Source organism: Marinomonas sp. PE14-40 (assembly GCF_051623805.1).
Taxonomy (GTDB): Bacteria; Pseudomonadota; Gammaproteobacteria; order Pseudomonadales; family Marinomonadaceae; genus Marinomonas.
The window spans coordinates 451,273-477,337 of record NZ_CP130700.1 but is presented as its reverse complement, the minus strand read 5'-3'; the positions used below and the strand labels follow the sequence as shown (position 1 = coordinate 477,337).

31 protein-coding genes are annotated in these 26,065 nt (G+C 38.4%); 7 read left to right on the top strand and 24 right to left on the bottom strand.

The features are described 5' to 3' along the window. Positions 1-189: 189 nt before the first annotated feature. Entirely contained in the window at positions 190-1,056 is an 867-nt protein-coding gene (locus tag Q0A08_RS02195; RefSeq protein WP_438464509.1) for a pirin family protein, read from the top strand. A gap of 146 nt (positions 1,057-1,202) precedes the next feature. Here Q0A08_RS02195 and Q0A08_RS02190 read toward each other — a convergent pair whose 3' ends face one another. Continuing rightward, positions 1,203-2,495, bottom strand: coding sequence for a DUF2252 family protein (locus tag Q0A08_RS02190; protein ID WP_438464508.1), 1,293 nt, complete (start codon positions 2,493-2,495; stop codon positions 1,203-1,205). 65 nt (positions 2,496-2,560) lie between these two features. Beyond that, positions 2,561-3,472 carry a LysR substrate-binding domain-containing protein gene (locus Q0A08_RS02185; protein WP_438464507.1) on the bottom strand — a complete coding sequence of 304 codons (912 nt, stop codon included), beginning with the start codon at positions 3,470-3,472 and terminating at the stop codon, positions 2,561-2,563. Positions 3,473-3,582: 110 nt separating this feature from the next. Between Q0A08_RS02185 and Q0A08_RS02180 the strand changes: the two genes are divergently transcribed. Beyond that, positions 3,583-4,809: an MFS transporter gene (locus tag Q0A08_RS02180; RefSeq protein WP_438464506.1), complete on the top strand. Its 1,227-nt coding sequence runs from the start codon at positions 3,583-3,585 to the stop codon at positions 4,807-4,809. Positions 4,810-5,147: 338 nt separating this feature from the next. Here Q0A08_RS02180 and Q0A08_RS02175 read toward each other — a convergent pair whose 3' ends face one another. Further along, entirely contained in the window at positions 5,148-6,326 is a 1,179-nt protein-coding gene (locus Q0A08_RS02175) for an FAD-dependent monooxygenase (protein WP_438464505.1), read from the bottom strand. A gap of 114 nt (positions 6,327-6,440) precedes the next feature. Here Q0A08_RS02175 and Q0A08_RS02170 point away from each other — a divergent pair, with 114 nt between their 5' ends. Beyond that, positions 6,441-7,328, top strand: coding sequence for a LysR family transcriptional regulator (locus tag Q0A08_RS02170; RefSeq protein WP_438464504.1), 888 nt, complete (start codon positions 6,441-6,443; stop codon positions 7,326-7,328). Between the two features lie 30 nt (positions 7,329-7,358). On the opposite strand, the gene Q0A08_RS02165 is transcribed toward Q0A08_RS02170, so the two are convergent. Next, positions 7,359-8,225, bottom strand: coding sequence for an alpha/beta hydrolase (locus Q0A08_RS02165; RefSeq protein ID WP_438464503.1), 867 nt, complete (start codon positions 8,223-8,225; stop codon positions 7,359-7,361). A gap of 88 nt (positions 8,226-8,313) precedes the next feature. Continuing rightward, the gene (locus tag Q0A08_RS02160) at positions 8,314-8,484 is read right to left on the bottom strand and encodes a hypothetical protein (protein ID WP_438464502.1); all 171 of its coding nucleotides are present in this window, start codon (positions 8,482-8,484) and stop codon (positions 8,314-8,316) included. A gap of 202 nt (positions 8,485-8,686) precedes the next feature. Between Q0A08_RS02160 and Q0A08_RS02155 the strand changes: the two genes are divergently transcribed. Continuing rightward, the gene (locus Q0A08_RS02155; protein ID WP_438464501.1) at positions 8,687-9,598 is read left to right on the top strand and encodes a pseudouridine synthase; all 912 of its coding nucleotides are present in this window, start codon (positions 8,687-8,689) and stop codon (positions 9,596-9,598) included. A 4-nt stretch (positions 9,599-9,602) separates the two neighbouring features. Here Q0A08_RS02155 and Q0A08_RS02150 read toward each other — a convergent pair whose 3' ends face one another. The 3 genes from Q0A08_RS02150 to Q0A08_RS02140 form a co-directional block, all read right to left on the bottom strand. Beyond that, positions 9,603-9,914, bottom strand: a complete 312-nt coding sequence (locus Q0A08_RS02150) for a putative quinol monooxygenase (RefSeq protein ID WP_438464500.1) — start codon at positions 9,912-9,914, stop codon at positions 9,603-9,605. Positions 9,915-9,972: 58 nt separating this feature from the next. Beyond that, the gene (locus tag Q0A08_RS02145; RefSeq protein ID WP_438464499.1) at positions 9,973-10,488 is read right to left on the bottom strand and encodes an adenylate kinase; all 516 of its coding nucleotides are present in this window, start codon (positions 10,486-10,488) and stop codon (positions 9,973-9,975) included. 204 nt (positions 10,489-10,692) lie between these two features. Continuing rightward, positions 10,693-11,598: a LysR family transcriptional regulator gene (locus Q0A08_RS02140; RefSeq protein ID WP_438464498.1), complete on the bottom strand. Its 906-nt coding sequence runs from the start codon at positions 11,596-11,598 to the stop codon at positions 10,693-10,695. A 173-nt stretch (positions 11,599-11,771) separates the two neighbouring features. Between Q0A08_RS02140 and Q0A08_RS02135 the strand changes: the two genes are divergently transcribed. After that, positions 11,772-12,770 carry an NADP-dependent oxidoreductase gene (locus Q0A08_RS02135; protein WP_438464497.1) on the top strand — a complete coding sequence of 333 codons (999 nt, stop codon included), beginning with the start codon at positions 11,772-11,774 and terminating at the stop codon, positions 12,768-12,770. A 30-nt stretch (positions 12,771-12,800) separates the two neighbouring features. On the opposite strand, the gene Q0A08_RS02130 is transcribed toward Q0A08_RS02135, so the two are convergent. From Q0A08_RS02130 to Q0A08_RS02100, 7 genes are all read right to left on the bottom strand, one after another. Then, positions 12,801-13,376, bottom strand: a complete 576-nt coding sequence (locus tag Q0A08_RS02130) for a DUF4269 domain-containing protein (protein ID WP_438464496.1) — start codon at positions 13,374-13,376, stop codon at positions 12,801-12,803. After that, positions 13,366-13,812: a GNAT family N-acetyltransferase gene (locus Q0A08_RS02125; RefSeq protein ID WP_438464495.1), complete on the bottom strand. Its 447-nt coding sequence runs from the start codon at positions 13,810-13,812 to the stop codon at positions 13,366-13,368. The genes Q0A08_RS02130 and Q0A08_RS02125 overlap by 11 nt, the downstream gene beginning before the upstream one ends. 153 nt (positions 13,813-13,965) lie before the next feature. After that, a complete protein-coding gene (locus Q0A08_RS02120) occupies positions 13,966-15,165 on the bottom strand; it encodes a hypothetical protein (protein ID WP_438464494.1) in 1,200 nt (399 codons plus the stop codon). 7 nt (positions 15,166-15,172) lie between these two features. Next, the gene (locus tag Q0A08_RS02115) at positions 15,173-15,481 is read right to left on the bottom strand and encodes a hypothetical protein (RefSeq protein ID WP_438464493.1); all 309 of its coding nucleotides are present in this window, start codon (positions 15,479-15,481) and stop codon (positions 15,173-15,175) included. A 365-nt stretch (positions 15,482-15,846) separates the two neighbouring features. Then, entirely contained in the window at positions 15,847-17,433 is a 1,587-nt protein-coding gene (locus Q0A08_RS02110; RefSeq protein WP_438464492.1) for a methyl-accepting chemotaxis protein, read from the bottom strand. Between the two features lie 424 nt (positions 17,434-17,857). Further along, entirely contained in the window at positions 17,858-18,283 is a 426-nt protein-coding gene (locus tag Q0A08_RS02105; RefSeq protein WP_438464491.1) for a hypothetical protein, read from the bottom strand. Between the two features lie 140 nt (positions 18,284-18,423). Next, positions 18,424-18,843, bottom strand: coding sequence for a VOC family protein (locus tag Q0A08_RS02100; RefSeq protein WP_438464490.1), 420 nt, complete (start codon positions 18,841-18,843; stop codon positions 18,424-18,426). A 215-nt stretch (positions 18,844-19,058) separates the two neighbouring features. Here Q0A08_RS02100 and Q0A08_RS02095 point away from each other — a divergent pair, with 215 nt between their 5' ends. Beyond that, positions 19,059-19,313 carry a type B 50S ribosomal protein L31 gene (locus Q0A08_RS02095; RefSeq protein WP_438464489.1) on the top strand — a complete coding sequence of 85 codons (255 nt, stop codon included), beginning with the start codon at positions 19,059-19,061 and terminating at the stop codon, positions 19,311-19,313. Then, complete coding sequence (gene ykgO / locus Q0A08_RS02090) at positions 19,310-19,453, top strand: type B 50S ribosomal protein L36 (protein ID WP_438464488.1); 144 nt, start codon at positions 19,310-19,312, stop codon at positions 19,451-19,453. Before Q0A08_RS02095 ends, ykgO begins: the two co-directional genes overlap by 4 nt. Before the next feature lie 107 nt (positions 19,454-19,560). Here the strand turns inward: ykgO and Q0A08_RS02085 are convergent, their stop codons facing one another. The 9 genes from Q0A08_RS02085 to Q0A08_RS02045 all read right to left on the bottom strand — a co-directional run bounded on the left by Q0A08_RS02085 (position 19,561) and on the right by Q0A08_RS02045 (position 25,996). Beyond that, entirely contained in the window at positions 19,561-20,034 is a 474-nt protein-coding gene (locus Q0A08_RS02085) for a GNAT family N-acetyltransferase (RefSeq protein WP_438464487.1), read from the bottom strand. Between the two features lie 94 nt (positions 20,035-20,128). Then, positions 20,129-20,560 carry a hypothetical protein gene (locus Q0A08_RS02080; protein ID WP_438464486.1) on the bottom strand — a complete coding sequence of 144 codons (432 nt, stop codon included), beginning with the start codon at positions 20,558-20,560 and terminating at the stop codon, positions 20,129-20,131. A gap of 126 nt (positions 20,561-20,686) precedes the next feature. Continuing rightward, positions 20,687-21,073 (bottom strand): VOC family protein, encoded by a 387-nt coding sequence (locus Q0A08_RS02075; protein ID WP_438464485.1) that lies wholly within the window; start codon positions 21,071-21,073, stop codon positions 20,687-20,689. Positions 21,074-21,157: 84 nt separating this feature from the next. Beyond that, complete coding sequence (locus Q0A08_RS02070; protein ID WP_438464484.1) at positions 21,158-21,610, bottom strand: GNAT family N-acetyltransferase; 453 nt, start codon at positions 21,608-21,610, stop codon at positions 21,158-21,160. Positions 21,611-21,724: 114 nt separating this feature from the next. Further along, a complete protein-coding gene (locus Q0A08_RS02065) occupies positions 21,725-22,075 on the bottom strand; it encodes a hypothetical protein (RefSeq protein ID WP_438464483.1) in 351 nt (116 codons plus the stop codon). A gap of 90 nt (positions 22,076-22,165) precedes the next feature. Next, positions 22,166-22,816: a class I SAM-dependent methyltransferase gene (locus tag Q0A08_RS02060; protein ID WP_438464482.1), complete on the bottom strand. Its 651-nt coding sequence runs from the start codon at positions 22,814-22,816 to the stop codon at positions 22,166-22,168. 264 nt (positions 22,817-23,080) lie between these two features. Further along, the gene (locus tag Q0A08_RS02055) at positions 23,081-23,299 is read right to left on the bottom strand and encodes a hypothetical protein (RefSeq protein ID WP_438464481.1); all 219 of its coding nucleotides are present in this window, start codon (positions 23,297-23,299) and stop codon (positions 23,081-23,083) included. A 176-nt stretch (positions 23,300-23,475) separates the two neighbouring features. Next, the gene (locus Q0A08_RS02050) at positions 23,476-25,314 is read right to left on the bottom strand and encodes a protein adenylyltransferase SelO (RefSeq protein WP_438464480.1); all 1,839 of its coding nucleotides are present in this window, start codon (positions 25,312-25,314) and stop codon (positions 23,476-23,478) included. Positions 25,315-25,480: 166 nt separating this feature from the next. Beyond that, complete coding sequence (locus Q0A08_RS02045; protein WP_438464479.1) at positions 25,481-25,996, bottom strand: GNAT family N-acetyltransferase; 516 nt, start codon at positions 25,994-25,996, stop codon at positions 25,481-25,483. Positions 25,997-26,065 lie beyond the last annotated feature (69 nt).

Genomic DNA, 26,065 nt, shown 5'->3' with positions numbered 1-26,065 from the left:
TTAAGGTATTTTGACAGTGTTAAATCATGCGATTATCCACACAAATGGAAATAGTGAGTTTATTTTCACCCCATTAATCCCTGTTTGAATTGCAATTACCATGTTACCTATCGAGTCAGCGCTTGCATGCTTCCTTCAAGAAGCTCAGCAAACAGGTTTAAAATATTCAATCCAGTTTAAGGCATAACTATGAGCATTTTTAAAGTAGGTAATCAGAGAATTGATAATTTAATACCAGGAACTTGTGACAAACGAGCATTCCCGACAAGTGAATTAACCTATAAAGCGGATAGTCATTTAGCAGGTACCGATCCATTTATTATGCTTGATCATATCGGCCCTTCAACCATGCCAAACAATTGGGGACTATCAGGAGATCAAGGTATACACCCTCATCGTGGTTTTGAGACGATTACCTTTATGTTTAAAGGTAACCTTCATCATCTAGACACTGTCTTCGAAGAGCGCCCTTTCTTAACAAACGGGGCAGTTCAACAAATGAATGCTGGCAAAGGTATTCGACATGGCGGAGATTTTTGGGCCGATAAGGAAACGAACGAATTCCATGAAGTACAGCTATGGGTTAACACTCCTGCCCATGAAAAAATGAGTGAGCCATATGTTCGTAATTATTCGGCCAAGCAAATTTCTAATATAAAACACGATAATTTAAAATTGAGAGTGATTTCAGGTTCCTATCAAGATCAAACAGGACCTGTTAGAACATTTGCTGATATCCGTGTTTTACATGGCAGTATGCTCGAATCAAGCCAGCAAGAGAGCAGCGCTATTAAATTAGAGCAAAAGCATAGTAGCCAGTTGCTTTTTGTCATGACAGGTAAGCTGACAGTTAATAATGTTCCAACTATGGCCGGAGAAACCTTAGTCATAAAAGATTTATTAGAGATTGATTTAAATGGGTCACAGAACTGCCAATTCTTGTTAATTAGTGGCGTACCTTGGCATGAAGATTTTGCTTCAGGCGGCCCGTTTGTTATGAATACAAAAGAACAAATACGCCAAGCCTTCGACGATGCAAAATCAGGGGTATTTTAGTATCTATTAATTAATATAGGTAATCTGTTGAGCACTTAAGCCTTGATATCGAGATATTACTCATGACCTTTTATCTCGATTTAGGCTCTATTTTTAAAGCAATTTATTTAACGGTACATAAAAATTAAAGGCCGAAACAACATATGCTAAATTTTGCTTTTCAACCACATCCAATCGTCACTTACTTGCTTAGCATAAGACAAACTAGAGACCTTAATATCATTAATACAATTAGGTAGAATACGAGCAACACTCTCCTCAAAAGCCAAAGAACGCCTGTCGCCACGGCAATGAGCTAAAGCCAAAGCTTTACCACAGGCAACGGCATAATCAATAAAACCACCTTTCAATGCTGCTTTTTTACCTAAGGCAATATCTTCAGGGTCGATACCTACTTTTGCATGATGCCTAGAACGAATTAACCAATGCTCATTTCGCCATTCTGCCTCATCCAATACTAAATCCGGAAAACGTTGCATTTTACGCTGACACACTATGGTTAAATGGGCGGGATTTAAACGGTTGTTTGGACTCAAACCAGGGGAAAAATAGATAGGAGCAGCCTCTCTCTGCTTTTTAACTTCAACAAGGTGGCATAAGGCTAAATCCTCTAACCCTTTATAGTCTTTTGGGCCAATTAAAAAGTAATAACGTGACATATTCACCGAGCCTGTGCCTGCATTTTTACGGGCAACAATGTCCCAGATATGATCATCCATGTAGGGCCCAAAAGTAGCTGACAACTCTTGATAAAGATTATCTTCTAAAGGTTGGAACTTCTCCTCTATATCCTTAAAAGATAAAGACCTGTCTTCAAACTTAATCGCTTTGGCTAATGTGCTTCTTTGGTAAAACTGCTCACCGCCTCTTGCCCTTTTTTGTGCTTTTTTAAAAAGCTTATTTAAGATAGAGAAATCTTCCAGTGCATTTCTATCCATGGCCATTTGTAGATGTTTCTCGCCTTTGAAGGCTAGCTCACAAATAGATAAATAGCCTTTTAAAAAAGACTCTATCCCTTGTTCTACTTGTGACTGAGTCACTACTTCGTCCGTTGCTTCAGCTTCTAGCCGACAGTGCTCAGTAGATAAAGCCAAGCTGCAGCAGAACCTTAATAAATCCCATTCAGGACGGCCAACACAGGCATCATCGAAATCATTTGGCGAGAAGATAACACTCTCCCCATGGGAACCTTCTTCCGTTAAAAAACCGAAGTTTGAAGTATGACAATCTCCCATCACACAGGTTAAAGGCAGGCTCTTCAAAGCCTCAGGGACAACTAAGGAGCCAGAAGCAATATCAGCATAAAAAAGTTGAGCAGATCCGCGATAAAATACAAAAGGTGATAGCGCCATTTTTTGATATTTGGCTTCTTCTTTTGTGATCTTAACCCCATCAATACGTGTTAACTCTTGGATCAGCAACTCAGCTCTTAATGTCATATTGTCTCTCCCTATTTTCCTACACTAATCAAATTGAAATAAGCTTAAAACTAACGAAATAATGCTTACTTCTCCATCCCTATTTCTTCTTCTAAAAAGCTTAAAAAAGCATCTAATTTAGGTGAAAGTGCACGCTTCTGATGATAAAACGCAAAACGATCAATATCTGGTTGTTCAAAATCAGCTAATAATTGCATTAATGCACCATCCTTCAACGCTTCCTCAACGTAGACAGAATAGGTGTTTAGAATTCCCAATCCTTGTAATGCACCTTCAATAGAAACCGGAATATGATTACTGATGTAACGGCTTTGAGCCTCAAAGGCAAACTCTCCCTTTTCCGGGTTAGAGAATTTCCATTGATTAAATAAACGATCACCACCTTTATGGAGAATAACACTGTGTGCCTTTAACTCTTCAGGATGAGTTGGCGTACCATTAGCTTCAAGATACTCAGGGCTTGCTACTAAAATGGGTAATAAGGGCTTAATTGGCAAGCAATATAGACCTAGATCTGCACCTGGTTTTTTAGATCGAATAGCCACATCGTAACCATCCCGTTTTAAATCTCGCCAGTGGTTTGATAAATCGAGTTCAACCTCAAGTTCAGGGTAAAGCTTCATAAACTTGGGCATAAGCGGTGCAAGTAAATGCTGCCCTAAAGAGACAGGAGTCGTTACCATGAGCTTACCTTTAGGTGTTCCTTGCGCTTGTTTTGTTTCGTTTTCTAACTCATCCAACTCATTCAAAATAAATTCAGCTTTATCATAGTAACGCTGGCCAGTATCCGTTAAAGACATGGTACGAGTACTTCTGACCACTAGCTGGGTCTGTAGCTCTTTCTCCAGTAGTTGTATGGCTTTACTGACCGTAGGACTTTTTATCTGTAAACGTTCTGCAGCCTTCGCAAAAGAACCAGCTTTAACCAAGGTAACAAAAATTCGCATTCGCTGAAACTTATCTCCATGTCGTGACATATCGTCTTATTAGTTCCTTTAAACTAAGAGTGAATTAGATATTAAGTGTATTACACTATTTTAAGTTATCAAATAGACTTGCCAACATTATTTATAGCAAGGATTAGCCAGTGAATATCTATTTGTACCTTAATCGTTTTATGACAGCCCTAGCAGACTATGGTCTGATGTTCTTAATCCCCTTATTTGTCTTTCAAACTACACAAAGCGCCCAATTAGCTGGTCTCGCATTTACGATTGAGTATTTGGTTAAGGTATTTTTTAGTCCTGTGGCGGGTCTACTAATCGATAGATACCCGTTAATCAAGCTGATGAGCCTAGTTAATATCACTAGAGCTTTTGTGAGCATTCTTGTCGCAACTGGGTTATTCATTCTTGATGGGCAAAATAACCAAATAATTTTTGCTCTCGTAGTAACCCTATCTGTGTTTAATGGCTTTGGTTTCGCCATCAATTTTATGGCACAAGAGACCTTACTAACCCAATTAATAGAGTCGAAATACTTTTCTAAGGTACAAGCTAAGGTTCAGAGTTTAGAGCAAACAGCTTTGGTAACGGCACCCATCATCTTTGCAGCTGCGTTAAGCATTGCTGAATTTCATTGGGTTTTAGCAAGTTTCATATTCATTTTTATTATTGCAAACATGGCGTTATTAAAAGGCGCTAAACAAGATGTATTTGATGAACCTTCAGATCGCTTGCTCTCATTAAAACAACGACTTGCTGCAAACTTTAGCGTCGGGCAGAGTTATCTGTTTAATTCCAAGCCACTACAGCGAATTGTCTTGTCAACTTTCTTATTAAATCTTATTTATGGCACCTTGTTAGCCATTGGTGCGCCTGCAGTAATTGGATACTTTGAAAAAGATGCAGGTAGCTTTGCGAGCTTACAAACGGCAGGTGCCCTTGCCTCCATCATTGTACTCATCATGATAGTCAGGCTATCGGATCGTACGACACCAACACAACTTGGCATCATTGCCTTTGTGTGTGTGAGCCTAGGAGGTTTTATCTCAGGCTTTGCCAACAGCTTTGAAATTTTTGTTATTGGAGCCATGCTCATACTCGGGTTTGATGGCATGTTCAACGTTTACATACGTACCAGAAGAATGGAGATCATTGCTCGAAAAGACTATAACAAGGTTATGGGGCTTTTAATGATAGTGAACAATGTCAGTAAACCCTTATCAGGCTTCATCGTTTTTAGCTTAGGTCATTGGTTTTCCGTACTTGAAATACTTATTTTTGCTACGGCGTTTGCCAGCATTCTGACCTTTAGCCTCAAGCTATTCCACACCTCAGAGGAAGAAAGCACCTTACTCGAAAACACAGAATAGCTTAAAAAAAGCGACGAGAGAGTTTATGAACTGACTAGGGAACCTGCGAATAAGTCCTCCTGCCTCAGCGTGTGGATAAAAGCGCCTAGGTTTATGGCGAGGGGCGTAACTTAATAGTTATTCTATTGATAAGGCCCTCAACTTAAAGATAGGGCTTTTAGACCACGCCCTTCGGGTCTTTGAAGAATACCTAAACGGCATTTCAGAAAAAGCGTCACCCCGTGTTGTCCCTTTTCGAAAGGTGCCTATAGCTCTTATCAGAAAAAAGCGGCAAAGTGACGCCTTGCTTGACGCTTTTTCCGAAAAGACTGAGAAGAGGTGACTTAATCGCAGGTTCCCTAGCTTGTGAGACCTTGCATCCAAAACTCTCTTAACTGATTAGCAGAGACACTTGCACCTAACTGAGATGGATCAGTTTTTGTGCTAGCACTTGCTTCAACTGATGAAGAGAAAATACGGCTAGCAAGCCTTCGTCCGACGTTTTGAGCAGCAGTCGTTTTATCTATACGACTTTGATAAAATTGATTTAAAGCCTCTTCCAAATTATTAGTCTTGCCCGCTTGCTCACTATCTTGTGCGTTATGCTCATTGAGAAGATTCACTAAATGCCAAGCATCTTCTAAAGCCTGACAGGCACCTTGGCCCGAAGTCGGTAAGGGTGCATGCGCCGCATCTCCGATAATGAGCACATTACCTTTATGCCAATAAGATAAAGGTGCTATATCATGAACAAGAATACGGTTAAGTGACGCAGGCTCATAATGCCTCAATATTGTTTTAACCGAATCAGGCCAATCTTGAAATCGTTCATGCATCTCTTCATACCATTCAGACAAGGGCCTTTCTCTATCAAGCTGAGTAGACCAAGCCGCGGCCCAATAACAGCGCCCTCCTTTTACAGAGACGATGCCAAAGCGCTCAGCATCACCTCGATAATCTTGTATCGCCTCTTCTAATGCATGAGTCTCTAACTGAGCTGTACCAATAATATTCACAAAACCTTGGTAATTAGGTGCTACAGAGTCGTTGAATAGATGTTGTCTCACCACAGACCTCATACGTCCATCGGCACCGACGACTAAGTCAACATCTCTTGCTATTGTTTCAATATCTTGCGCTTTGATTGCAGATGAAAACCTTATGCTTCCACCTAATGCCACCAACTTATTCTCTAAGATAGCCATTAAGTCACGACGAAAAATACTGACCGAACTAAACCCGCAAAGCGTATTAACTTCTTTTATATCAAGCTCTGCTTTTAGTTGCCCTTCTTTATCGTATTGCTGCATCAATGCTGGCAATCCGCCCTTTTCCAATACCGCTTTATCAAGGCCCAGCTTTTGCGTTACAAACATGGCATTTGGCCATAAGGTAATACCGGCACCCATGGTTTTAATGCCCGTATTGGCTTCATAAACACTCACTTGATACCCTTTTTTAATCGCCAAAATAGCTAGGGCTAAACCCGCTATACCAGCACCAACAATGGCTATGTGCTTTACTGCTTTTTCTTTCATATTGATCACCACGCCTTTATCTCAAAACTAAATTCGAAATAGAGTGTGACAAACTCATTAATTAGGATAAATTAGCAATTATTAAAAAGTTAATCCCATTTAATGAGTTAATTTATGATTGAGAAAATTGAAACCCAATGGCTACTTAGCTTTAAAAGTGTCTACGAACAATTAAGTTTTAAATTAGCAGCGGAGCAACTTCAGCTACCGAGTTCGAATGTGAGTCGTCACGTATCTCTATTAGAAAAGTCGCTAAATTCGCGTTTATTGGAGAGAACGACCCGAAAAATGCAGGCAACAGCTGCAGGCACAAAACTCTACCACTCACTAATACCCTTAATGCAAGCGATGGATGATGCATTAGAGGAAGTCTCGTTACATGGAGAATCAGTGTCTGGTCACCTTAAAATGATCACGCCAGACCTTCCTTTCATGGGAGAAGTCATTGCGGATTTTTGTCTACAGCACCCCCAGATTCAGTTAAGTTGTGATACTCAATTAAACCCAAATGAAGGCTTATTAGATGGGTTTGATTTGATACTAAGCTTTGGCCGTGGGCCGCTAGAAGATTCTGGTTGGGTAGCAAAAGAAATACTACGTTGGACCAGCTGCGTCGTAGCATCACCCTCTCTGCTCAAAAAGCATGCCGCACCAAGTACATTGAATGCACTTAGCAAATCCCCCTGTATTACAAGTTTATCTGTGTTACAGGGCACACCTTGGCGTTTTAAAAACCAAGAAAAACTACAAGTTGAGTCCAGCTATAAAGTGAATAGCGGTAACCTTGCCAAGGCAGCAGCGTTAAAAGGTTTGGGGTTTGCCATATTGCCACTACATGCTTGCCAAGCAGAAATAGCCGAAGGGAATTTAATCGAAATTAAACTTAATGAAGAACCAGAAGACTTGGTATTACACGCTTTTTACTCAGGGCGAAAATACCCTCTTCAGAAAGTTAAAGCCTTTTTGACGCATCTAATATCTAGCCTAGAAAAGAGCCCTTAATAAACTCTAGCTAGTTTCGGCAGATACCAATTAGATATCCTGATAAATCCACATTAGCCCTTTTGTTAGGCCAATTGGAAAGGTTGAGTAATGGTCCGTACCTTGAACCACCTCACCTTTTAATTGCAAACCATGATATCCACGAGATTCTAAACGTTTCATAAAGCGTTTATGTCCATTCACCATATCATTACGCATACCATTTTTAAGTGTTTCTAATGCCCCTGTGGCCATAAACACCTTAGCATTCATTTTTGCATGCTTATCAGCGTACTTTTCTTCTAACGCAAATATCAGATCCTGTTTAAACCATAAGGATGGGCTGCTCAGTACATATGCAGAAAATAGTGCGGGTTTAGTGACTAACACCCAAGCAGCAAATGAGCCACCCAAAGAATGCCCTGCTAGAATTCGCTTATTAACATCCGTGCGATATTGACCATCAATAAGAGGAAAGATTTCTTTCTGAATAAAACCTAAATAAGCAGGCGCTCCACCTGTCTTATAGTTTACCCAGCTTTTATCTACTTCGGGCGTGAGATCACGCACTCGGCTAAATTGACCATTTTCTCCTTTAGCAAAAGAGATCCCTACCAAGATCGCCTTATCCATACTAGGAAAATGCGTTACGCCAGAAGCAACCTTAAAGGTATGTGGTCCATCATTTAAATATAAAACAGGATAGCGTTTGGACTGGCTATTCTCGTCAAAATAGCCTCTTGGTAGCTTTAAATAGAGTTCGTAATCACGCCCTAACAGCTGAGATTCGATTGCTAGGGTATGGCTATTCGTTATTTTGAAGGGATTATTTAATTCGGGCTCAGTAAGCTCAATAGAGCCAGCTTGAAGGCTCAGCGAGACGCTAAGAAAGATAAATGAGAATAGAGTTTTCATCATAGTGCTTTGTTTACCATTCCTTTGTAAAGTCTTAACGTTCCATTTATATATTGCTTAAAACATCTTAAGAGCTCTAGGGAACCAGCGATTAATCTTTCTTCTCAATGCTGATAGCAATATTTTTACTCGATCCTGCAAACCACTTTTGTACATAAATAGAGCCAACAATGGGCGCCTGCCCTTCCTCAGGTACTTCTTTATAACGGACACTATTTTTGGTTTCTTTTTCGAATTCAAAATTAACTACAGTGCTAGACATACGGTTTCCTTATTTAATTTTTCTGTTTGAGCTTTATGCCCTATTCATATCACTATATTATTCAGCAAAACTGGAGCAAGGCAAATCACTATCTCATAAGATAACTATTTGACTCATATAAGAAAAGTAAGAATAACAACAAACCTATTATTTGTTTAAAATGTACTAATCAGCTTAAACAAATTTAAAGATGGATTACTCAATGTCAATGTCTAAACAGCCGTCAAAACTCAGCTTGCCACAGGTTAACCCTGGGGTTACGACAGTTTTGGAATATCTCATCATTAAATTTCCCTTTATTGATGCAGCTGTTTGGCGACAACGTATGCTTGATGGCAAAGTACATTGGCATGATGGCTCATCAATCACAGCTGAGACGGCTTTTCTGCCCCAGCAAAGGGTTTACTATTACAGAGAAGTCGAAAACGAACCTAAAATCCCTTTCGAAGAAACAATTCTGTTTCAAGATCAGGATATTTTAGTGGCTTATAAACCCCACTTTTTACCTGTAACGCCAGGAGGGATTTATGTGAATGAGTGTTTGCAAAATCGTTTGAGACGCCGCACAGGTATTGAGTCATTACAAGCACTGCATAGATTAGACAGAGTCACCGCAGGTTTAGTCATTTTTTCGGTTAATCCTGAAACAAGCCAACATTATCATGACTTGTTCGAGACAAGGAAAATAAACAAAACCTATCAAGCCATAGCCAAGATAGACGCAAATGAAAGTCTTATCGATCAAGAATGGCAGGTAAAAAACCGAATAGTGAAAGGCAAACCTAGCTTTCGCATGCAAATTTTAGAAGGTAGCGAAAACAGCATACAAGCTAATAGTCATTCTATTATTCGTTGTACTCAACAAGCTGATAGCCTGGCTTTATTCGAATTAAAGCCCGTAACAGGTAAAACCCATCAATTACGTCTTCATATGCAGTCATTAGGCTGGCCTATTCTAAATGATAAATACTACCCGGAATTAGAACCTCAATCTGCCGATAACTATCAAGCCCCATTACAGCTTCTCGCGAAAGAGCTTGAGTTTATCGACCCAATATCGAGTCAGCCAAGACACTTTATTTATAAAGGAAACCTAACGTTAAGTTTCAAATAACGCTTTAGCTTTGACCTACAATATTATAAAAAACTGGCTCAACAGTTTCATACATATCCATCAACTTAGCAGGGATAGGTTCTCCAGGCCTTGCTGGCCCTAAGATCTCAAACAGCTCACTAATATGGGCATCCAAAGCCTCTTGGTTTTCCCACTGTTCATATAAAACAAAGTCCGTTGGAATATCTCGATTCTGATTAAATATGTAAGAAGCACATCCCTTTTTGGTCGTTTTCTCGGTTAATAAACGAATCATTTCAAGAAATTCTTCCAAGTTTTGTTCTTTTACTTTTGCATGAAGCATGACAGTAAGCATTTATGCATAACTCCCTTTATTGGTTTGCTTTTTATGAGTGGCTGTATCGAGCCAGACTCTAATTTACATACTGGTTAACAAAGCGATTTAACTCGCATACGGTTTTGATTATATGCACGGTTTGATTACTAGATTTTGCCTTAAGAGCATCTAAGAAATCATTATTCCAAAACGTTGGACACAATCGTAATGTTTTATAGCTTTGTATTGAGCCCTTTATGACTGAGCTCCCCTCAGGCCAGCCTTCAGGTTTCACTACGACACCTTTCAGCATCCGCTTGGTCACAAACCAATAACTTGATAAGTAAGGGATATCGATATAAACCAAGGTATCTGCTGCATCTAAACGCTGTTTAAATGCGCCCATTGGACCAAAACCATCTATTATCCAAGTTTCAGATGAGAGTATCTCATCATGAGTTTTATCAAAGATTCCACGCTCTATCATGTCACCGTTTTTTTGATAGAGGATTGAATCTAGTTGATACAAAGGGATGCTCGTCGCTAAGGCTAGAGACTTGCTTAAACGTGACTTACCACTTCCGGGCTTTCCAAATACGGCTATTTTTTTCATGTTAATTCCTACAAAAGAGATTAATCCCATGAGGTAGAAACAAAAAAACCCACCTCATGAGGTGGGTTTGATAAGTTATATGCATCAAGTATCCACCATTCCTAAGGAATGGTAATAATTCGTACCTGCTGCATATCAAGATTCGTTTTCATCACCTCATATTTATATATTAGAAATTCCTTGTCAACAACTCTCTAAAGAGACTCAATAATGCCCTTTAATTCGCTCGACTAAAAAATCTACCGCAACTTTAATTTTAGGTACCTTATAACGCTGTTTTTGATATAGGAGATAAATCGCCAAACCCGGTTTCTGGGTAATGCTCACTTGAGGTTGAATATCTAGCTCAACCAGTTCCCCTCTTTCTACGTAAGGTTTTAAGATCCAACGAGGCATCATAACGATACCTTTCCCTTGTACCGCTTTATCAAGTAACCATTCATCCGCATTACTGATTATCACAGCAGGTGCAGACACCTCACGCCATTGCCCTTCAATTTCACATAACCAAGGATGAGGACCAGATGGCATGCGGTAGTAGATCCCCTTATGTTGAGGAAGCTCTAATGCAGATTTTGGCGTTCCCATTTGCGCTAAGTAGTCAGGTGATGCAACGGGGTAAAAGGTGTTATCAATCAAAGGTAAAGCCACGACTCGCTCATTAGGTGCATGACCGCCACGTATTGCTATATCCACTTCATCGTAACTTAAGCTTGCTAACTCATCACTTAAACTTACGTCTAAAATTAAATCAGGATACATCTCACTTAATTCATCTAATAAAGGCAGCAGAATACGCTCACCCACACCCGGCATAGCGCTAATCGTAAGCTTACCGCTTGGCACAGTCTGATAACTTTTCACTACCTCATTACTTTTCTCTAATTGATTAAGCACTTCGCTGACTTGTAGATAATACTCACGGCCCACCTCAGTTGGCTGAACCACGCGCGTTGTGCGCTTTAACAATGTTGCCCCTAGGCTTTCTTCTAGATCTGAAATACGACGAGACAAGGAAGAAGACGGCACAGAAAAAAACGCTGCGGCTTTACTAAAATTGCCTAACTCAACAATTTTAACAAAGTATTTTAATGCCCTGAGTTGATCCATTTGTTTTACACCTAAGTTATTTGTCCATCAATTAATGTCTTTTAGACAATAAAGAAAGCTATTTTAGACCATATATCTATCAAAAATTATAACTTAGCATACCTCTATTGCTTCAACATTGCTTTGTTTTAGAAAAGTGATGAATACAAAAATGATTCTTTAGGATAAAAATTATGACTAGCTATAAAGCGATAAATCTTAACAAACACCATGTTACAGGCCCGATTACCCCAGATTTTTTCCAAGCAGTGCAACTAGAAAAGCCAGTTGTAAAAGAAGGCGAATTGCTGGTTAAGCAAGACCACATGTCACTGGACCCAGCCATGTTTGGTTGGATGAACGCTGACACAGGAAGCTATATTCCTCCAGTTGAACTTGGCACAGTTATGCGCAGTTTTGGTATAGGTGAAGTGATTGAATCTAACCACCCAGATTTTAATCAAGGTGATCGAGTAACAGGCATGATGGGATGGCAAGAGCTCTACTTAAGCAATGGAGAAGGACTAGATAAGGTTGATGCCCCTCTTCCTGATGCAGATGTGCTATCTCTCTTCGCCCTTCCAGGCTTAACAGCGACACAAGGGCTATTTAATGTGGGTCAACCTAAAGCGGGAGAAACACTTGTGGTAACAGGTGCAGCAGGCTCTGTTGGCTCAATTGTTGGTCAACTTGCTAAGGCAGATGGATTAAATGTCATTGGCATTGTGGGAAGCGATGAGAAAGCAGACTGGATAGTTAATGAACTTGGCTTTGATGGTGCGATTAACTACAAATCTGATGATCTTGATGCACAACTAGCAACATTAGCGCCTAAAGGCATTGATCTATTCTTTGAAAATACAGGTGGTCCAATCCAACACCATATTTACAACAGAATGAATGAACATGGTCGTATTATTGTCTGTGGTTTGATTGCAGATTATGAAGCGGGTGAACCACAAGCCGCTCCAAGCTGGTCAAATATCATCAAGAAGCGATTAAGAGTCGAAGGTTTTGTCATGACAGATCACTTCCAAAATGCGCCAGCTCTGTTAGAAAAGTTCGCCCCTTATGTGGTGCAAGGCAAAATTAAGCACAGATCACATGTATTAGAAGGGTTAGAGTCAGCAATGACAGGACTAAACCTTTTCACAACAGGTGAAAACAAAGGCAAATTGATTGTCCGCTTATAATTGAGAATTAAAAACTCAGAGAATATTTATTCAAATATTATCTGAGTTTTTTACCAAGGTGTTTAGTTGAATATCATCAAGTTTTTCTAACTCAAGAAACGCTAGAAAAGGATCACCTTTTAAACCAAGAATTTGAGCAAAAGCAGGTTCAGTTTTTATGCCTGAGACCTTAAGGGTTTTCACTTTTTGCTTTAACCTTTCTCCTCCTACTCTTAAGCAACGATCCATCATGACTAAATGTCGATAAGCAAATTGATCTTCAGTCATAAGCCTTGAGCTGAAAATTTCGATCTCAATATCATCAACAAAAAAAGATGTCACGACCTCTTCATTATTCGACTCCTTCTCCCATTGCTTATAACGAGAATAGTTTCCAAATGTATCATTTAGCGTATTTTTTAAGATGTTTAAGCCATTATGCTGACAAATAATGTCTAAATCAGAACTCTCAATATCAAGGTCTACACAAACAGAGCTGACTAAAATAGGGTCAAAAGCAGAAAGTGATTCAAGGACTTTATGCTTCTTTAACAGCCTAAAAGCCTGATGCTGACTTTGAGTCCCATTTTCGAGATAAGCGATATCTTTCCAATTATTAATCTGCATACGTTTTAATGCTCATTACCTTATGATTTGGCTCACTCTCAGTATCTACTTCACGCCAACCTATATCCTGATAAAGCTTAGGGACATTAGTGTATGCATATAAGTCTGCTTGCTTAAACAAAGAGGCTTGCGCCACACCTTCTTGAATAAGGGCTTTAGCCAAACCTTTACCGCGTTGTTCAGGTTCAACAAATACCGCATTAATCCAGATAACCTCACCTTCAAGATTTGGCTCTTTGAATCGAGAAAATGCCAAGCCACCTACTAGCTCATTATCCAATGTTGCAACAATAACGGCTGGTAAATTTGCATTCTCGTTATAGTCATTACTAAGTTTAAAATCAGACCACTCAGACTGAAATAAACGCTCTACTTCATCTAAATAAGGAGAATTCTTATCAGTCACTCTGATTTCAATTTGCTCTCTTTGTTTCATGTCGCTTCCATTGCTTTTACTTAAGCTGTAGAACTAGGTTAGTTATTTAACTCATGCTACAGCAGCCTTTTAAGAAATCACCTTATGCAGCATAAAAAAACCACTTTGAGTAAAGTGGTTTTAATTAATGGGTAGGTAGAAAAATATGTCTCGTTAAGTCGCTGACGTTGACCCACTCGCTAATAACGCTTTGGCTCTTGCTTCTTCTTTTCTGCCTGCCAGTCTGTTTAGATGCAATCCAGAAAGTGTCAACGCGATACCTGTAATCGAGCCAATTAATGCCAACGATCCAAACCAAATCAAGCCAACTAAGGTTAAAGTGTCTTTTTTAATCTCTTTATAATGGGTCACGTTATCAACATAAGAGGCCATACGATAAATCTGGTTCGATAGAGCAAGTGTATTGGTTTCGCTCTCAACAACACGAATATCAAAACGTAATTGGTTATTCTCTTTTTTCAGATCATTGATATAACGTTTTTGTTCAGCAAATTCATTATTAATCGAATTAAGCTGTTGGTTTAAACGGCCCAGAGCAGTATTTTTTTCTTTTTCAAGCCTCGCCTTATGTGCCAATAAGCTAGAATCACTGGCAGAAATCGCTTTAATGTATCTGTCATTAATATAATCAATGTTTTCTTGTTTTTGGCTAATCATATCCTGCTTAAGGTTTAGCAAGTCAGCATAATAACTGTCCAAGAATTCAACAGATTTCACATCCAGTGTTTTCTCTTCACCTGTGATGGTTTTATCATTGATATTGGCAAGTTGTTCTTCGGTGTAACGTATTTTCTCATCGTATTCTCGCTTCACCTGGTTAGAAGTAAAGAAGCTACTTTCTTCTACCGCAACTTCCTTCTCGGCCCTTAAAGACTCTATTTTAGCTAACAGACGGCTCCTTTCTTGTTGCGCGAGATTAACTGAGTCTTGAGATCGGGTTAGAACCGTTTGAAAGCGTTCTTCTTTTTTCTCTGATAACTCTTTTAGCAAGTCGGATTTTTCGACTTTAAGCTGAATCAACTCTTCTCGTGATGAATCAAGTTGCACCCTAAGACCTGACGCTTCTTTTGAAAGATTTTTGTTTGCTTGAGCGGCAGACGCAAACTTCTCATCGAAATTTTTAGCAATCACATCCCTACTCACATTAATACTCTGTGTTTTGGACTGATAATCTTCTAATGCTAAGAGAATGTTTTCTTCATTAGTCTGAATCTTATTTTCAATCTCACCAATGGATATTTCGTTTAAATTGATTTGATTATTAATTGACGAGAACGCCCGTTCAAAGCCATTTAGTAAGGTTTCAAAGGTAATAATACAAAGAAAACTTATGATGATAAGGTAATAATACAAAGAAAACTTATGATGATAAGGTAATAATACAAAGAAAACTTATGATGATAAGGTACATCAAAAAAGATTTCTTAGCATTCCACAAACCGATCACAAATGGGATCTTGGTCAACTCAACAAGGGAGATCATGACAAATGGTGCCGATAACGTAAGCTTGCTGACCATATTATCGCCATCGACGAGAAGAGAAACCGAAATGCAAAGTCCAATAAAAACAACAATTAGCTCAACTATCCAAGCGATCTTACGAAGAAAGCGGCTATGTTTATAAAGGGTTTTAATATCGTTATCGAGGGAGGCGTTAAGATTACTCATGCCGTTAATGACTACCTTGTAAATTAAGAGCGATTAATAAAAATTTGAGCGCATGAATAATAATTGGCTTGTCATGTCAGAATGGCTAAACACTGATAAGAAAAGTAAGAATCCAACGTTATCAAAGATAAGCTAGGCTAGACTCCAGCCTGATTTTGATAACATTAAGGCGCACGACATTATGTGAGCCTTCATGATATGGGTCAAGATATGAACCTGTAATAAATTTTAATAATTTTTTAACAATTCTAAGTATTATGGAGCTTTCAAGATAGACTTTGTAAATGACACAAAAAGTATCCCTCAAAAATTTAAGAATACAGTCAATGAGTAAAGCTTAAAGGGTCAGTAACTTCATTACATAATCACATTTTAAAACTACTGATAATACCATTCAACTTGTTAGTTAATTCGGTAACCGTGTTACTAGATTGAAGACTTTTTTCGGAGTTCTTCACCGTTTGCTCTGCCGACGCACTAATTCCGTGCACTTTTTGAGCTATCTCACGTGACGAGGCTGATTGTTCCTCAGTTGCATTCGCAATCATAGTATTTAGATCATTAATTAAGCTCACTTGTTGAGCAATATTATCTAATGCTTCGGTCGCATGAGTGGTTTGTTCCATACTTGCTGATGCTTGTTGAGCACTTATATTCATGGCTTGAACAGTTTCTTCTGTTGAACTCTGCAACGCTGCAATCATTTCTTCAATATCACTTGTTGAACCTTGAGTTCGAGCCGCTAAAGACCTCACTTCATCTGCAACAACCGCAAAACCTCTTCCTTGTTCACCGGCACGAGCAGCTTCAATTGCAGCATTTAAAGCTAATAAATTAGTCTGTTCTGCTATACTACGGATAACGTTCAACACATCCCCAATGGCTTCGCTCTGCTTCTCAACAGCACTAATACAGCTTTTAGTTTCTTCAACTCTTTCAGACATCGCATTGATCATAGTGACCGTTTTCTTAATAATGGTACGACTATCATCCGCAATTTTGTCGGCGGCTATTGTAGCGATTGAAGCATCACTGGTATTTCTAGCTACATCACTCACTTTAGTCGTCATTTCTTCGATAGCCGCAGCAATGCTGTCAATCGCTAGTCCTTGTTGTTGCATTTCTGCTTGGGTGCTACTAACAGCCTCTTGTGATAAGAAGGTTTGTTCGACTAACTCTTCAGAAGCTTCGTTTACTCGCCCTAAAGCCGTTTTTAGTTTTGCTTTTAATACATGTATCACCAATTGTAATTGGCCAATTTCATCTAACCTATTAGCGTAAAGTTCACGAGCCAATTCACTATCAATAATAGATTCACTATCTTTTGATAGTTTTCTAAGACTTGCTGACATAAAAGTAATACTGCCCAAAACTAGCAGCATTAAACTGGCGTATGCCGTTACAATAGGAGTGGTAGATTCAGGTATGTACGTCACCAATGTCCCCATAATAAATGAAATAACAAGGCCTGAAGTAATATTTAATTTGGTATGAAAGCCACGTTTCCTCCACCATCGGATAAGAGAAAGGTCTTTCTTGTTACTCAACATTTTGGGGTATAATTTTTTAGCACGCTCAACAAATTCAGACTCAGGCTTACTTCGAATAGACTGTATACCTGCAAGTTTTCCATTTTTGTAAATGGGCATAAAATAAACATCGGCCCAATAATGATCACCATTTTTACAACGGTTTTTTAATATCCCTATGTACTCTTTGCCATCATTTAATGCTGTATATAGATTATTGAATATAGAGAAAGGTACTCCTCCTGCACCTAAATTTCGCTGAAGTTGACCATCTAGGCTTTCCTGAGTGTAATCGGTAAACTGACATAATTGATCATTACAATAAGTAATAATACCTTCAAGGTCAGAGACAGAGATAAGAGCACTACCCGCTTCTAACTCTCGTTCGACACCTGTTAATGGCGCTTGATCCAGCTCTTTCATCAACACTTCTCCATTCACTATCCATCGCGATAACCAAACCGTTACCTCATCGAATATAAACTGCATTAGTATTGAGAGTATATCTGTGTTTGTTTTAGCGTTTTTACCTAGTGAAATATTCTTGAGAGCTAAGATTCTCTGTTATTTTAAAGAGCATCAACATCACTGATACTTATAACTGAATGAAATTTCACACATTTTAAAGTAGGCTCAATTTTATACGTTCTAGACCATTATTAACTCACTTAACATTAAGCCGAAGTGGGTGATGCATTATTAACGGCAATATCTAATTTCTTATATTTTTCTGAAATATAATTAAAAAAGCCCATTAAGGCTGAGTCATCAGAAATATCTTTTCATGTAGATAAGAATCTCAACTAATACGCTATTTCCAGTAAAAGTAAATGAATACGCTACCTACTTAAGCCCATTTTATCGAATCAGGCAATCTGTATCCTAGCCCATAAACATGGCGGATTAACTGACCTTCATGCATGGTTTCATGCTCTAGCAAGTTAACTAAAAGCTCATCTCTGGCTTGAGTCCAATTCTCAACAATTTTTACAGATTGCTCGAACAGCATCTTAGAAGAGTTTAATGCATCAATAATCTCTTCTAGATTATCATCACACTCTAAGGAACAAACAAAACCATCCCAATCGCCTTTAATTAATGAACGAGAATAGCTTTCCCTAGCACCGACAATACACCACATATGCTCACCAACCGACTTGCTTTTAGCAATGTCTAACTGCTTTGTAAGCAATTTAGGCTCTATACTTTCAACTATATCTAAAATTGACTTAAAACGTGATTCAATATTCTTTATAACGATATTTCTCATCATCTATCATTCCTTGGATTTAATTAAGACATCTGCTGTACCTAACTCACTTCGTTACTAAACCTATCATTTCCCCATAACGAGAGTCGGAATATTTAGAAATAGGAAGTAAGGTAATAAATTGAAGAGCAGACAAATGATGCTTACTCTTTAATAGTGTTCTCTTGTTGATAGTCTAAATAACATACCGCTTGTAACTTGTTTCCGTCTGGATCACGCACATAAGCCGCATAATAATTTGGACCATAGTCCTCTCTAATTCCAGGAGCACCTTCATCAGAGCCACCATTAGCAATCGCTTCCTTATAAAAAATATTAACCACTTCTTTGGAAACGGCTTGAAAGGCCACATGAGTACCATTCCCCCAAGTAGCTGGTTGTCCATCATAAGGTTGATACAAATACACATGCGGCATGGCACCTTTAACCGCATACAGAGGCGGCTTACCTTTAGGCTTTGGGATACGGCTAAAACCTAAGGGCCTTAGAGCTGCATCATAAAATATAATGGCTCTCTCATAATCATTCGTACCCAATGTAATGTGGCTGATGATTGATTCCAAAATACTATCCTTTTGTTTTTTTAGCTTGCTAGCATAGCACTACCTTTACACTTGATTCATTTATCTAAATCACCTATCCAATCAAGCTGTGAGCAATTCATCTCTTATTACTCATTAATATGCACTTCAAAAAACACAAATAACAACGATTATCATTTGCACCTTTGATATAAAAATGGGAATATAATGTTATAACATAACATCACGAGGTAAAGATGAAACCGAATATCCACCCTAAGTATCAGAAAGTTGTTTTCCACGACACGGTGGCAGACACCTATTTTGTCATTGGCTCTACGATTAAAACTGAGCGAACCATTGAATATCAAGGCAATACTTACCCTTATATAACGATTGATGTGTCCAGCGTCTCACACCCTTTTTACACAGGTGAGCAACGTGCTACACAGAAAGATGGTCGAATTTCTAGGTTCAAGAATCGTTTTGGTAATATCAGGGGTAGATCATGAAAGTATTAAGTTCTCTAAAGAGCGCAAAGAGACGCCATCCAGACTGCCAAGTCGTAAAACGTCGTGGCCGTACATTTGTAATATGTAAATCAAATCCTAGATTTAAAGCAGTACAAGGAACAAGTAAAAAGAAGCGCTAATCACGTTGTGGTTAAAATCAAAAGGATAAGTGCCTCAATATCAAGGTACTTATCCTGCAATTTAGAGACAGAAATAAGCTTAATTAACAGCAATATCTCTAACAATATTATTTGGTGAGTTTCCCCACCATAATATACTGAGGCCCTGCTTCACCGCCTAAATATTGTCCCCCTGTATCTTCAAAGCCCCCTTTTAGATAGCACATCTTTGCACCAGGGTTCTTACAATTTACAGTGAGATATATGAGATCAAAACCTGAATAGCTTTGTTTTAAATAAGGAAATAACGCTTTTACAGCGCCAGTACCTATCCCCTTCCCTTGCTGATTCACATCGATAACAAAAGCTCTTAGACCCAATGCATTTTGTTGGCAAAAGGTGTAACTATCAGAATAAGCTGTATCTATTTTAAAAAAGCCAACAAGCACACCATCATGTTTAATGACATGTAAATGGATGGAGTCACTGCCATCTTCAAGAAACTCTTCTGCCGTGCCTGCAAATTTCACTTGCTCATCCGCAAGCGTCACCTGTTTTATATCTTCAAGGTGAGATTCATTTAGCCTTTCTATTGTTATCATTCCGTTTCCTTACTATTTAATAGTGTATAGAGGCTTATAATTAACGGTAACTGTTTCAAATTTCTTTTGGCCGCATTGATTTAATCACTCTCTATTAAGCCCTTCTTAAATATAATTTAGAGGTAATAAATGCTGCGACCAAAGTTTCGACTAAAGCGAGTGGCAACACAACAAGCAGATAACTCCAGCTTGAAAGGTTCATATTTGCTAAACCAACCCAAAATAGTAAAAAGAAAAAACACCAAGACATGAAACCACTGATTAAAATTGACTTAATATTATTTCCAAAGACTTTAGCGCACAGCCAAAAGAGAAAAACGTATAAAGCAGTTAGTAAGGTATCCCATACGCCCCAGATTGCAAAAATACCCCAATTCATATCAGCAACGTTTAGCACAACCGATAGGTAATCATGCATCTCTGGTCTAACAAGTACAAAGTATCTAAATACTTCTGATGCATTTACCCACAAACTAACTAAGATTGTGATGACAATAAAGTCCTTAGTATTGAAATGCTTTTCCATCTAATATTAACCCTAATCACATTTTTTAGTTTATATGAGAACTTACTAAATTAAATAAATTCATTCGTCCCAATATATTTAACCTCATACTTAGCATCTAAGTAGAATCCCCTTTGCAGGATCAAACTATTTACCCATTGGCTCTAGCGCCTCACCCTCATGACACACCATTTCAATATTGTGTCCATCAGGGCCAATCACAAACGCAGCATAATATTGACCACTATAATTAGACCGAATACCTGGTGCGCCATTATCTTGAGCGCCCGCCTCTAGTGCTAAGCGATGAAAGTCGTCAACTTGATTTTGGTTCACAGCGACAAAGGCCAAGTGTAAGTGCGAAGGTACCTCTTCTACTAGGCGAATACATAATGAAGACTTTCCGTCTGTACTAATTTCAATACCCAGCGGCCCTTCAGAAACATACTCTAAGCCAATAGGCTCTAATACCTTAAGATAAAAGCTTTTGCTTGCTTCATAATTACTCGTACTGATTACAACATGATTAAACATATTGCCTCCCATAAAGAAGATTTAAAAAAGTACTAATGCTTCTATCATTCGAATATCACTTAGTTAGATATAGGGGATAAGATTTTAGACTGGTTCAACTCTTTGAGTGTAATGATCAAAAGCAGTGACCTTAGTGTAGCCTTCAGAAATATATAACGATTTCGCCTCAATATTATCAACGGCTGTAGCAAGTTTTACGGTAAAGGCGTCGGTGTCTATGGCAAATTGTTTTACATGTTGAAGCAGTGATTTGGCTACACCTTGCTTGCGTGCAGATTCACTCACAAATAAGTCATTTAAGTACCACATACGCTTCATAGCAACAGATGAGAAAGACGGGTAAAGTTGAACAAAACCAAGAGGTTTATCAGCACCTGAATAAGCAATAAAAATAACAGAGTCTGAGTTATTTAGCCTTTCAGATATAAAGGCCTTAGATTCAATTAAGTTTTCTTTTTGTCCGTAAAATCGTCTATAAGCATCAAACAAGCTAGCAACATCATCTAACTCACTCGATTTACATTCTATTATCTTCATTGAAACCTCCTTTTTCAAAAAATAAAGCCCTATACATTTGGAAAAATTGCTTTGCTATAAATCACCGAATAAAACTAGAGTTTAAATTTACCATTAACTCATTTTTTTGATTATTTAAAACTCGGGGTTAAACCCACGCTTTATAAATGCTTCTCTCGGTTTATGAACAGCAATCGCTCTATCAGATAATTTTCTGGCTTCGTAGGTAAAGCCTAAAATCTCTAAGCTAATCATTCCCGTTGTTCCATTTACGATGAAATTTAAAACCTTTCCACGTCTAACTAAACCCGTGGAAGTTAAATCCATACTGTCCCAGTCTATTGTTTCGCCTGTTACCCCCTCATAGGGTGCGTCATAGCCACCTTCAGTTTTATCCATTTCTTGTATATCTAGATATAAAGCAACACAGAAGAAAACAACAGATGTCAGACCAATGAATGAAAATATTTTTACTAGATATGTCACTTACACTCTCTCAAATTATCGATTAAGTTCGCAAATATTAAGTCTACAGAACCCCAAACACAGTCATCTCCAATAACGCTCATAAGCTTTTTATGATGCACTGCCTCTTTTCTTGGAAACAATAAAGTAGCTAGAAGCGTCTTTGTATATTTCTTCAGAATCAACCGTTTGAAAACCAACAGATTCTATTAAGTCGTCAATATCTGTGTGCTTTAGTCTTCTTATTGGAATAGGTATTATGCCAAATCTACATAGAACTCTTACAAGTTGAATCTGCAAATTGACCACAAACGACATCTTCTGACGTAAACAAGGTGTTACAGAAATAAATAGCCCATCAGGTTTTAATAATTCACTAACTCTATTCATCACATCCTTAGGATTAGGAACCGTATGCAGCATATTAAAAGCTAAAATTACATCAAATGACTGTTTTTCAAACCTTTGATCAAAAATGTCCATCTTCTCAAAATCTACATTTTCTATACGGCTTTCTAGGGCTTTGTTTTTTGCTATATCGATCATATTTGATGATATATCAATCGCTTTAATTTCTTTTACCTGACTAGCAAACATACAGGCAGCAGTGCCTGTACCACACCCATAATCTAAAACAAGGTCGTTATCCTTTAGGTAATTTTTAGCGTTTTCCCTAGATTTACTATGAATATATTCAAACCGCTCTTCTGTTTTGTCATAGTTTTTAGAAGCATTGTCCCAAAACGTTTCAGATTTATTCATTTTTAATACCTTCATGGTTAAATAGAAAACTCCCTATTAATGGATAAATTCCATGGCTAGATATGCTATTGAGCATAAACAACTAAATACTTTTCCCTAATTTGTTAGCTTGCTATAAGTCTATTCACTAAATGCTTCATTATTACGTCGTTAGGGATAGACATGACTTAAAACTTGAGCAAGCTTACCTAGCAAATATCTGAGGCTTATTTATATTGAAAACTTAGTAAGTTTATTATCTTAGTTTTAAATACGACTTAAAGTTCAATCATCATCTTGCATAGGTATGGTGTGCTTACCTGAATCAAGCCCAGCTAGCCTCTCAGCGATGCTTGCTTTATCTTCATCCGATATAGAAATAGACTCGTCAGCTGGATCAAAAAAATGTTTATCCGTTGAAGCATCAAACTTTATTTTTCCAAGTATGTCGCCATTCGTATTAATGCAATCTAATTCTTGCTGGATTGGCCAAAAAAGCACCATCTAAAACCTCTTTTAAAACGTGTCTTAAAGTAAAAATAATCCCAGATAATATTCGACTCTAAGACACAATACAATTTATCAAGATTGTCGTTATTATTAGTTATGACTATTTATATATGTTTGTTCTAACGCTTTTTTAAAATTAACAACGGCACCTTATTTAACAGAAATCACACTTAAGAAGAGCAACTAAGATGAGACACACCGCCTAACGCAAAGAATTGCGGTGGTTTTAATCGATAATATTTATTTTCTATTTCCTGTGACTGTTCTGCATAAGGTTGCGTCATCACTTTTTGCAATTCATGAATGAGACTGTAATCACCTTTAGCAGCTTGCTGATAAGCAGGTACAACTAACCACTCTCTCAAAATGTATTTGGGGTTAACTAACTTCATTTGAGTAGAAATCGCTTCAAGAGAGTTTGAAGACGCAGAGTTAGCATCAAGAGCGTTATCGAGTAATCCTTTCCATTTAGCTAACCATTCAGTCCAACGCTCGTCCATCTCTAAGCTTTCTTTATCTTGCGTAGCACCAGTGTAAAAGCTCTTCTTAAGTGAGCTAATATCATCAGGAATAGATGAAAGCTCACGAAAGAAAATAGTGTAATCAACCGGTGTTTGCATCATAAGAATCTGCACTTCGTTAAGCACTTCTCTAAACTCTTTTTTAAGCTTTGCTTTAGACTCATCTTTAACGTCTTCTTCCAGCTCAATCGATAGAGGTCCAAGACCCAGCTTACTCGCCCACATCCTCTCCATCTGCATTTGTATTTCTGCTAGAAAGTTCGTTTCAATGTCATTAAGCGCTTGCAAAGAGTCAGGGTGTGATTCAAGCAAAGGTCTTAATGCTGAGCAAAAAGAGCCAAAGTTTTTTTGAGCTGCATTAGTTTGATTCATAAAGGAGAAATGTTGGCCTCCCCCAGTCCAAGGTTGATAATAAGGGTGGAACACATCACAAAAACCAAAGGGGCCATAATCCAGGGTAAAGCCACCAGCAGCACAATTATCACTGTTAAAATTGCCCTGACAAAAGCCAACACGAATCCAATTTGCTATTAAAGACATTAAACGCGCCCGAAACTCACGAGCAAGTGTGACAACTTTTTCAGGGGTTGAGAGTTGCTTATCAATAACATCCATGTATTCACGATCAATCAAATGTAATACGATTTTTTCAAGCTCTTGCAATGCCTGTGGATGCTCGTCTGCACGAGCACGACGAGCAAAAAGCTCAAGCTGCCCTACTCGTAAAAATGAAGGCGCGACTCGTGTCGAAATCGCAACCGCTTCAGAGACAAGTCTATCTGGATCTTCTGAACGTGAACCTTCTGAATACCAAGGCCTATCAACCGTTTCTGATTTAGAGACATAAAAGCTTAAAGAACGAGATGTGGGGACACCCAAAGCATGCATATTTTCTTGCGCTAAAAACTCACGAACGCTAGAACGTAAAACCGCACGTCCATCTGCTCCACGACAATAGGGTGTCGGGCCACCACCCTTTAACTGCATTTCCCAACGTTTGCCATTAATCACAGCTTCAAGCACAGATACAGCCCTACCATCACCATATCCGTTACCCGTACGAAACGGACACTGCTGAGTGTATTCTGTGCCATAAATAGAAAGTGCGTAACCCGTCGCCCAACCAAACTTTTTCATCGGTTCAGGCACTTGAGACATATCACCAGAGAACATCCCCATAAAAGCAGGGTCTTGAGCTAGAGTGTCAGCAAAACCAAGTTCTGAGAAAAACTGCTTACTGTGCCCTATATATTCTGGGTCTTGAATGGGTGTCGGTTTAACCGGGACATAATGCCCTGAAAAGACTTGGCGCGGATAATGGTCATCCCCTGTTTCAGTTGCTTCTGGGTCACAATTAAGTGAATCCATCAGTGAATAATCTGCTAACTTGGCAAGGTCCCCAAGTGTTGAAATAGATGTAGAAGAATCAAGTGTCGAATCAGCCACTGTATTAGCTGAAGAGTGCGTCTGAGGCTGTCGGTTTGTCATAGTGTTGATACCAAGGCTCGTATACTAGCGTTTCAAGATAATAAATTTTTATAGTGAGTATCTTACCTTGTTATTGGTATAGAAGGCTCTATAGAGCCTTAGATTAAGTCAACTTTTCTCAATCAGTCTTATCAGAATGGATACCAACTAAACTTGGCAATACTACTCAAACTTCTATCCAGTAATACTGCACTAATGCATCCAGCCCTTTTACTTCTTTTTCTGTTTCAAGCACACAATTATTGGACTGAATAGCTTTAACAGATCCAAAGTTTGTCTTATTTACAGTCAATAAAGCGTTATCAATTCCTTGAGTTTTTGCTTTCTCTAAAGTGAACGCTAAAATGCGTTTCGCATAGCCTTTCTTACGCTCCGACGGTTTGATGCCATAACCAATATGGCCGCCCATTTCCAATAAAGCTTCAGTCAGCCCATGTCTTAAATTTGAACAGCCTACTACTAATTCATTATCATCAATTAACCAAAACGTACTATGAGCCACATAGCCGCTTGGCATCTGCTCTCCTCTAGCATATGCAGCTAGTCTGTCTATCATGGATACAAAATCGATATAGTCTTCAGCTAAAATGAATGGAATTAAAATTTCATCCTGCTCAGAACACTCTCTCACCATTTGAATATACGACTCTTTATACTTGATGCTCGGAGTAACTAGTTTCATTATCAATCCCTTTGATATGCATTTAACACTTAAAAAACTTACACAAACAAGCTATCAAACTTGACTCTT